This window comes from Kitasatospora sp. NPDC086791 (assembly GCF_040685975.1).
GTDB lineage: Bacteria > Actinomycetota > Actinomycetes > Streptomycetales > Streptomycetaceae > Kitasatospora.
In genome coordinates this window covers 401,564-409,739 of sequence record NZ_JBFBOC010000003.1, presented here as the reverse complement: position 1 = coordinate 409,739, position 8,176 = coordinate 401,564, and the positions used below count along the sequence as shown (strand labels likewise).

Below are 8,176 nucleotides of genomic sequence, written 5' to 3'. Positions count from 1 at the left end.
GGAACGAGCGGGTGACCGTGAAGGATCAGGTGGCCGTGAACGACCAGGTGCCCGTGGAGGACCGGCGCGCTGTGAAGGACCGGGTGGCCGTCAAGGACCGGCACGCCGCGAACGACCAGGTGGCCGTGACGGACCGGCTGTCCGTGGAGGGCCGGCACCGGATCGACCCACCGACCCTCTCCTCGATGCTGGAACGCCTGGCTCGTGCGCACCGGATCCCCGGCGCTCAACTGGTCGTTCACCACGGCGGCCGCACCGTCTCGGTGGCCTTCGGGGAGCAGGTCCTCGGCGGTGGCCGGCCGGTCCGCGGGGACACCGCGTTCCCGCTGGCCTCGCTCACCAAGCCGTTCACCGCGGCGCTGGTGATGACCCTGGTCGCGGACGGTGAGGTCGCGTTGGACGACCTCGTGACCCACCACCTCCCGGGAGCCGGGCCGGACATCGCCGGGACGGTCCGGCAGATACTCAGCCACACCTCCGGCCTGCCGGCAGCGCTGCCCGAGGACGCCGCGCGGACGGGCAGCGCCCGCCGCTGGGCGGCCCGGCACGCCAACCGGCAGGCTCCGGTGGCCGCGCCGGGAACGGCGTTCTCGTACTCCAACGTGGGGTACGCCCTGGCCGGCCTGGTGGTCGAGGAGATGACCGGCATGGACTGGTCGGAGGCGCTGGACGCGATCCTGCTCTCCCCGCTCGACCTCACCCCGGCCTTCGTCGGGGACGTCCGTGACCCGCGGGGCCGCTCCTCGGCCGGCGGCCACGTGGTGCGCGGCTCGGGGCGGCGGACGCTCCCGGTCGCCGAGCAAGGCGTGTCGGTGGTCGAGGCGCCGGTCGGGGCGCTCGCGCTCAGTGCCGAGGAGACCGCCCTGTTCGCCCGCCAGTTCCTGGCCCGGCCGGGCCCGCTGCTGGCCGCGGAGACGGTCGCCGAGATGCGCCGGGACCAGCTCGCCGGCGTCCCCTTCGGACCGTACGGGATGGCCGACGGCTGGGGGCTTGGCTGGGCCCGCTACCGCGACGGCGGCCCGGACTGGTACGGCCACGACGGCACCGGCGACGGGATCTCCTGCCACCTCAGGTTCGAACCGGCCGAGGGCACCGTGGTGGTCCTCACCACCAACGCCAACACCGGCCAGAGCCTCTGGGCCGACCTGGTCGGGTGCCTCCGGGCGGTCGGATTCGCCGTCCCGGGCCCCGGCCCCGGCGTCGGGGAGCCGGACGACGACCCGGGCCCGGCACCCGAGGACTGCCTGGGCGACTACGCCAACGGGGACCTGCGGTACACGGTCTCCCGGTGCGGGCCCGGGCTGCTGCTCGGCCTCGGCGGCCCGCCGCAGTACGAACTGAGCTGTACCGGCGACCTGCGCTTCACCATGCGTGAGGCGGGCGGCGATCCGTCCGGCGGGCCCGCCTTCGCCGGGCGCTTCCTCCGCGATCCCGGCACCGGCCGGGTCGAGTACCTCCAGGTGTCCGGTCGGCTCGCGCGCCGCGGGGTGACCCGAGGAACGGTGAGCCGATGACAGTCGCACGCCCGACCAGCGAGCCGACGGACGAGTCGACCGACCAGCCGGTCGGCGGGCCGACGGGCGGTGAGCCGAGCGGCCCGCTGGCGGCACCGCGACCGCTGTCCCGCAACCGCAACTACAACATCCTCTGGACCGGCCAGCTCCTCTCCGAACTCGCCTTCGAGGTCGCGATGGTGGCCGTCCCGCTGCTGATCCTCGCGCACACCGGATCGGCCCTCCAGATGGGCGTCGCCTCCTCGGTGCTCGCCGCCGTCCGGATGCTGGCCGCCGTCCCGGCCGGCGCGATCGCGGACCGCTGGAACCGGCGCACCGTGATGCTCACCTGCCAGGGACTGCGGGCCGTCAGCATGGGGAGCCTCGCCGCCGCGCTGGCCCTGGACCGCTACAGCTACTGGCACCTGCTGGCCGTCGTGGTGCTGGAGGGGGTGCTCGGCTCGGTCTTCGAACCGGCCGAGCACGCGGCCCTGCCGCAGGTGGTCCCGGAGTCCCAGCTCTCCACCGCGGTGGCCCGCAACGCCGCCCGCCCGTACGTGGCGACCCTGCTGGGGCCGTCCGTCGCCGGGTTCCTGTTCAGCGTGCACCCGACCGACCCCTTCACGGTGACGGCCGGCATGCTGGCCCTCTCGGCCGGTGCGATGACCCTGCTCCGACTACCCCCGGCGGCCCGCTCGGACACCGAGGAGACGGGCGGCGGGATGGGCGGCGAGATGGCCGCCGGGTTCCGCTGGGTCCTACGCAACCGGGTGCTGCGGACCACGCTGCTCTGGATGATGGGCACCAACCTGGTCTTCAACGCCCTGTTGGTGATCATCCTCGCGCTGTCCCACGAGGACCAGACGGCCCCCGGCGAGATCGGCCTGATGATGGCCTGTCTCGGCGCAGGCGGCCTGCTCGGGGCCGCCCTGGCCTCCTGGCTTCACCGGCGGCTGCCGGCGCCGGTCATCGTGTTGGGCTTCGCTTGGCTGGCCGCCGTCGCGACCAGCCTGATGGCCGCCGTCTCGGGCGGGGTGCCGCTCGGAGCGCTGCTTGGCCTGGCCGCCCTGTTCGCGCCCGTGGCCAACACCACGGTGATGACGCACCAACTCCTGGTCACCCCGGACGGCATGCGGGGCCGGGTGAGCTCCATCAGCGCGCTGTGCGCCGGGGGCGCCGGGGCGTTGGGGCCGCTGGTGGGCGGGGTGCTGGTCGCCAGATCGGGGGGCGGTACGGATGCCGTGCTGGCCTGCGGCGCGGCGTTAGCGCTGATCGCCGTCGGGACGACCGCCAGCCCCGTGCTGCGCCGCTTCCCGAGGTCCTCCGGTCAGACCCACGAGTAACCACCGTGACGGTGGAACGGCAATTTCACTCTCGATTCAAGTGACTGGAAACCCCGGGCGGACATCGGTGAGGCTCCGAGTGGCGCTTCCGCCGCAGCCCCGTCAAGGAGGAACCTCGTGACCCGTGTCCGACTCACCGGCGACGAGGTCTCGGCCGTCGAGGAGATCGCCGAAGAACTCGCCCAGCGGTATGACACCGTGGAGTCGCCGGCGTTCCAGCGCGAGAGCCGCACCTACGCCCAGGAGCTGCCCCGCCAGCTCCGCGCGGAACTCAACGAGTTCCGGCTGGCCGAGAAGTTCGGGACCATCGTGGTCTCCGGCCTCCGGGTCGAGGACGGGGCGCTCGGCGCGACCCCGGCCGAGCGCCGCAGCAAGCCGGCGCCGTCCCCCTCGCTCCGCCAGGACATCGCCTTTTTCCTGATCGGGAGCGTCCTCGGCGATCCGATCGGCTGGGCCACCCAGCAGGACGGCCTGATCATGCACGACGTCTACCCGGTCCAGGCGCACGAGAACGACCAGATCGGCTGGGGCAGCGCCGAGACCCTGAGCTGGCACACCGAGGATGCCTTCCACCCGCTGCGCACCGACTACCTCGGTCTGATGTGCCTGCGGAACCCGGACGGCGTCGAGACCACCGTCGCGGACATCGCCGACGTCGAGCTGGACGAGAGGACCCGGGCCGCACTCAGCGAGCCGCGCTTCCGCATCCTGCCCGACGACGCGCACCGCGGTGGCGCCCGGCCCGTCGGGGAGGCGGACCGCGAGGAGCGGTTGCGCCGGCGGGCCCTGGACCGGGTCGAGCGGGCGCTGAAGCAGCCCGACCCGCTGGCCGTCCTGTTCGGCGACCCCGATGACCCCTACCTGGTCATCGACCCCTACTACATGCAGGGAGTCCACGGCGACGAGGAGCAGCGGGCGCTCGACGCCGCCGGCGCCGCCATCGACCGCGCGCTCACCGGCATCGTGCTGGAGCCCGGCGACATCGTCTTCCTCGACAACTACCGGGTGGTGCACGGCCGCAAGCCGTTCCGCGCCCGCTACGACGGGACGGACCGCTGGCTGCGCCGCCTCAACATCGCCCGTGACCTGCGCAAGTCCCGGGAGTACCGGCTCAGTGCCGAATCCCGGGTCATCTACTGACCGTCACCGACGAACCCCCCACTTCTCTCACGCGAGGTTAACCGTGACCGGAATGCTGCAGAGCAAGGGCAATCTGACCCAATGGGAGTTCCTGGCCCTCAACAGCGAGCTGAACATCGCGGACGGACACGCCCGGCAGGCGCTGAGCCCGGGCCAGACCAAGATCGTGGACGAGCTTCCGCTGCTCTTCGCCGAGGGCGAGCGCCGTCCCGTCGAGCAGATCGAGCAGGAGGCGCACGAGGCCTACTTCACCCTGCTCGGCCAGCACAGCTACCCGGCCGAGCACGGCCGGGTGATGAGCTGCTACTCCTCGTCCGTCGCGATGGAGATCCTCTCCCGGGCGCTGGCGGCCGAGGTGGAGACGGTCGCCCTGGTCCACCCCACCTTCGACAACATCGCCGACCTGCTGCGCGGCAACGGCCTCCGGCTGCTCCCGGTGGCCGAGGACCCGCTGCACGGCGAGGACCTCCCGCGGGAGCTGCTGGCCTCGGTGGGCTGCGTCTTCGTGACCACCCCCAACAACCCCACCGGCCGGGTGCTCGGCGAGGACCGGCTGCGCCGGCTGGCCGAGCAGTGCGCCGAGCACGACATCATCCTGGCCCTGGACACGTCCTTCCGCGGCTTCGACCCGCGCGCCCACTACGACCACTACGCGGTGCTGGACGCCAGCGGCTGCCGCTGGGCGGTGATCGAGGATACCGGCAAGCTCTGGCCGACGCTCGACCTGAAGGCCGGCCTGCTGGTCGGCTCCGAGCACCTCGGGCTGCCGGTGGAGAAGATCTACTCCGACATCCTGCTGGGCGTCTCGCCGCTGATCCTGGCGCTGATCCGCCGCTTCGCCGAGGACGCGGCGTCCGGCGGCCTGGCCGAGCTGCACGAGTTCATCGCGGGCAACCGGGCCGTGGTCCGCGCCGCGCTGGCCGACCTCCCGGGCGTGGACTTCCCGGACCCGGACAGCCGGACCAGCGTGGAGCGGGTCCGCTTCTCCGGCCGGACCGGCACCGAGGTGTGGGAGGCGCTGCAGGAGCACAACGTCTTCGCCCTGCCCTGCCGGCAGTTCCACTGGGCCGACCCGGCCGAGGGCGACCGGATGCTGCGCATCGCACTGGCCCGCTCGCGCGAGCCGCTCACCGAGTCGGTCCGCCTGCTCGCGGCCGTCCTGGAGAGCCGGTGACCCTGGCGGCGGATGCCGCCCGCCACACCCGGCGCTGGCAGCGCGGGCTGGTGCAGGAGACGGCCGAGACCGGGGTGATCGACCTCGGGCCCGGTTACCTCGAACCCACTCTGCTCCCGGTGGAGTTGCTGCGGGAGGCACAGGCGGCGGCCCTGGTCGAGTTCGGTGCCGCGGCGCTGGCGTACGGGACCAACGCCGGCGCGACGCTCCTGCGGGAGGCGCTCGCCGAGCGGACCGCCCGTGCGGACGGGCACCCGTGTGCGCCGGAGAACGTCCTGGTGACCTCGGGCACCTCGCAGGCGCTGTACCTGATCTCCACCGCGTTGGCCTCTCCGGGCGACGCGGTGGTGGTCGACGGCCTCTGCTACGACCTGGCGCAGAAGCTCTTCACCGACTGCCGCCTGACCCTGAGGCGGGTGCCGGCGGATGCCGCGGGCACGTCGCCGGAGGGGCTGCGGGAGACCCTCCGGAGCCTGGAGCGGGAGGGCGTTCGCCCCGCCTTCCTGTACCTGAACCCGACGTTCCACAACCCGACCGGCCGGACGCTGGGGACTCCCCGGCGGCGGGAGCTGCTCGCCGTGGCGGCAGACCATGGGCTGCTGGTCGTCGAGGACGACGCGTACGCCGGTCTGGCGCTCGACCCGGCGGCGGAGCCGCCGCCGTCGCTCGCCGCACTGGCCGGGCATCGCGGTGTGCTCCGCCTGGGAACGTTCGCCAAGACGCTGGCCCCCGGACTGCGTCTCGGCTGGTTGCTCGGCGATCCCGCGCTGGTCGCCCGGCTGGCCTCGCACGGCCTGTTCGTCAGCGGCGGTTCGCTCAACCACGTCGCTTCGCTGGCCGCCGCCGTCATGCTCGGCAACGGTGCCTACGATCGACATGTGACCTTCCTCCGGGAGCAGTTGAGGTTGAGGCGGGACGCCCTGACGGCGGGTCTGCGGGCGGTGGACCGGCCGGAGCCGGTCCGCTTCCTGGTGCCCTCCGGCGGCTACTTCCTCTGGCTGGAGCCGGTGGCCGGCCGACCGGAGACGGAGCTGCTCCGGTCGGCCGCGCGGGCCGGCGTGCGGATCGCCGCCGGTTCGCGGTTCGGCCCCGACGGCACGCACTCGTTCCGGCTGGCCTTCAGCTTCAACTCGCCCGAGCGGCTGGCGCTGGCCGCCGGACGGCTGGCCGCCGCATGGCGCACCCTCCCCCACCCGTCGACGCCTCACCCGTCGACGCCCTAGCTACCGACAGGAGCCGAACGTGTCCGTGTCCGTGACCGATGAGGGGATGCCCGCCGTCGTGGGCGGCCTGCGCGGGTACAGCCTGCCGCTCTCCCCGTCCGGCCGGTCGTCGATGATCACCGCGCCCCCGTGGCACTTCACGGGCGAGGTGGTGATGGTGGACTACCGCGTCGACCCCGATGCCGCGGCGGCCTTCCTGCCCCCCGGACTGACGCCGGGCCGGGATGCCGGCGCCGCGGCGGCGGTCTTTGCCGAGTGGCAGTGGTGCTCGGAGTCGGAGGAGGAGCTGGCCGAGCCCGGCCACAACCGCTTCTCCGAGTTCCTGGTGCTGCTCGCCTGCGAGTTCGAGGGCGAGCCGATGGCCCGCTGCCCGTTCGCCTGGGTCGACCAGCCCGTGCCGATGATGCGAGGGTGGCTGCAGGGCATGCCCAAGCAGTTCGGGTCGGTCCACCAGACCCGGGCGGCCACCGTGGGCCGGGCCGCATCCCGGTTGGAAGCCGGTGGAACGTTCACCGGAACTTTGTCCGTCCGCGGTCGGAGGGCAGTCGAAGCAACCGTGACACTCAAGGGAATTGCCCCTGAGCCACCTGCGTTGCACATGGTACCCTTGGCGCATACTTTGCACTTTCCGGACTGGACGACGGCCAATCCCAGCAGGCCGGATCTCGTAGCGTCCCAGGTGTCCGGTGTGGAGTTCTCCGAAGTGTGGTCGGGTACCGCCGAGATGGGATTCCTCGATGTACTGGGTGCGGACTTCGCGGGGCTCGCTCCGATCGAGATCGGAGCCGGTCACGTGTTCTCCTACGCCGAGACATTGCACGGGGGGCGGGTCCTGATGAACGGCAAGGACTGAACAGCCGACGACACAGCGATCACGGGGGAATGCTTGTGTTGAGAATCCATTTCACTGTCGAGGATCTGGCCCGCCTGCGCATGGTCGCGGGGCTGGGGCCACTGACCGAGGGCGTCTTCGCCCTCCACCGGTTCAGCAACAGCGGCAGCGTGCAGTTCCACCCCTGGCGCATGCGGGTGCGCGCCGCCCTGGGCACGCGCGTCGCCGAACTGGAGTTACTCGCCCAGCAGGCTCCGACCTTAACGGACTTGGTCGAACTGCTGGGGCCGCCCGGGTACGGCGAGGGCCAGACTCCTTCGGCGGCGCTGCTGAGCACGTTCACTCAGGTCGCGGTCCTCCCGTACTGGACCGACATCAGGCCGCAGCTGGAGCGGGTGCGGGACACCCGTGGCCGGATCGCGATCGCCCAGGGCGCGGAACGCCTGCTGAGTGCCATCCATCCGAGGCTGCACTGGACCGCGCCGGTCCTCGAAGTACGCGGCGGGCCGGACCGCGACGTCCACCTCAACGGCCGGGGGCTGGTCCTGAGCCCCTCGTTCTTCCTCAACGACCCGTCCTGCGTGTTCATCGACGACGACCGTGAGGCCGGCGGGCCCGCCGTGGCCTTCCCGATCGGCTCGGCGGCCAAGCCCGGGCTCTGGGAGACGTGGGAGTCGGACGAGCAGGCGCTCGGGGCCCTGGTCGGCCACACCCGGGCTGCGGCGCTCCAGGCGCTCACCGACAGCTGCACCACCGGCGAACTCGCCGGACGGCTGGGCATATCACTGGCCGGAGCCAGCAAGCACGCGGCGGTCCTGCGCAGGGCGGGCCTGATCGCCACCGCGCGCAACCGGAACACCGCACTGCACACCCTCACCTCGCTCGGCATGGCCCTGTTGCAGAGCCGCGCGCTCGCGCCGGCGTCGTCCCACAGTCACGAACGAACCGAGATCCCGGCCTGAGGAGGCGCA

The 8,176-nt window shown here is 72.5% G+C and carries 7 protein-coding genes; all 7 read left to right on the top strand.

Annotated features, from left to right (window positions below; genetic code table 11):
* The first annotated feature begins 11 nt into the window (after window positions 1-11).
* The 7 genes from AB0Q99_RS08820 (at window position 12) to AB0Q99_RS08790 (ending at window position 8,167) form a co-directional block, all read left to right on the top strand.
* Window positions 12-1,514, top strand: coding sequence for a serine hydrolase domain-containing protein (locus AB0Q99_RS08820; RefSeq protein WP_363569601.1), 1,503 nt, complete (start codon window positions 12-14; stop codon window positions 1,512-1,514).
* A complete protein-coding gene (locus tag AB0Q99_RS08815; protein ID WP_363569600.1) occupies window positions 1,511-2,836 on the top strand; it encodes an MFS transporter in 1,326 nt (441 codons plus the stop codon). The genes AB0Q99_RS08820 and AB0Q99_RS08815 overlap by 4 nt, the downstream gene beginning before the upstream one ends.
* A 117-nt stretch (window positions 2,837-2,953) precedes the next feature.
* Entirely contained in the window at window positions 2,954-3,976 is a 1,023-nt protein-coding gene (gene gntD, locus AB0Q99_RS08810; RefSeq protein WP_363569599.1) for a guanitoxin biosynthesis L-enduracididine beta-hydroxylase GntD, read from the top strand.
* A gap of 52 nt (window positions 3,977-4,028) precedes the next feature.
* Complete coding sequence (gene mppP / locus AB0Q99_RS08805; RefSeq protein ID WP_363569598.1) at window positions 4,029-5,150, top strand: enduracididine biosynthesis enzyme MppP; 1,122 nt, start codon at window positions 4,029-4,031, stop codon at window positions 5,148-5,150.
* Window positions 5,147-6,373 (top strand): aminotransferase class I/II-fold pyridoxal phosphate-dependent enzyme, encoded by a 1,227-nt coding sequence (locus tag AB0Q99_RS08800; RefSeq protein WP_363569597.1) that lies wholly within the window; start codon window positions 5,147-5,149, stop codon window positions 6,371-6,373. Before mppP ends, AB0Q99_RS08800 begins: the two co-directional genes overlap by 4 nt.
* 19 nt (window positions 6,374-6,392) lie before the next feature.
* The gene (mppR, locus tag AB0Q99_RS08795; protein WP_363569596.1) at window positions 6,393-7,226 is read left to right on the top strand and encodes an enduracididine biosynthesis enzyme MppR; all 834 of its coding nucleotides are present in this window, start codon (window positions 6,393-6,395) and stop codon (window positions 7,224-7,226) included.
* Window positions 7,227-7,264: 38 nt separating this feature from the next.
* A complete protein-coding gene (locus AB0Q99_RS08790; RefSeq protein ID WP_363569595.1) occupies window positions 7,265-8,167 on the top strand; it encodes a winged helix-turn-helix domain-containing protein in 903 nt (300 codons plus the stop codon).
* Window positions 8,168-8,176: the final 9 nt, after the last annotated feature.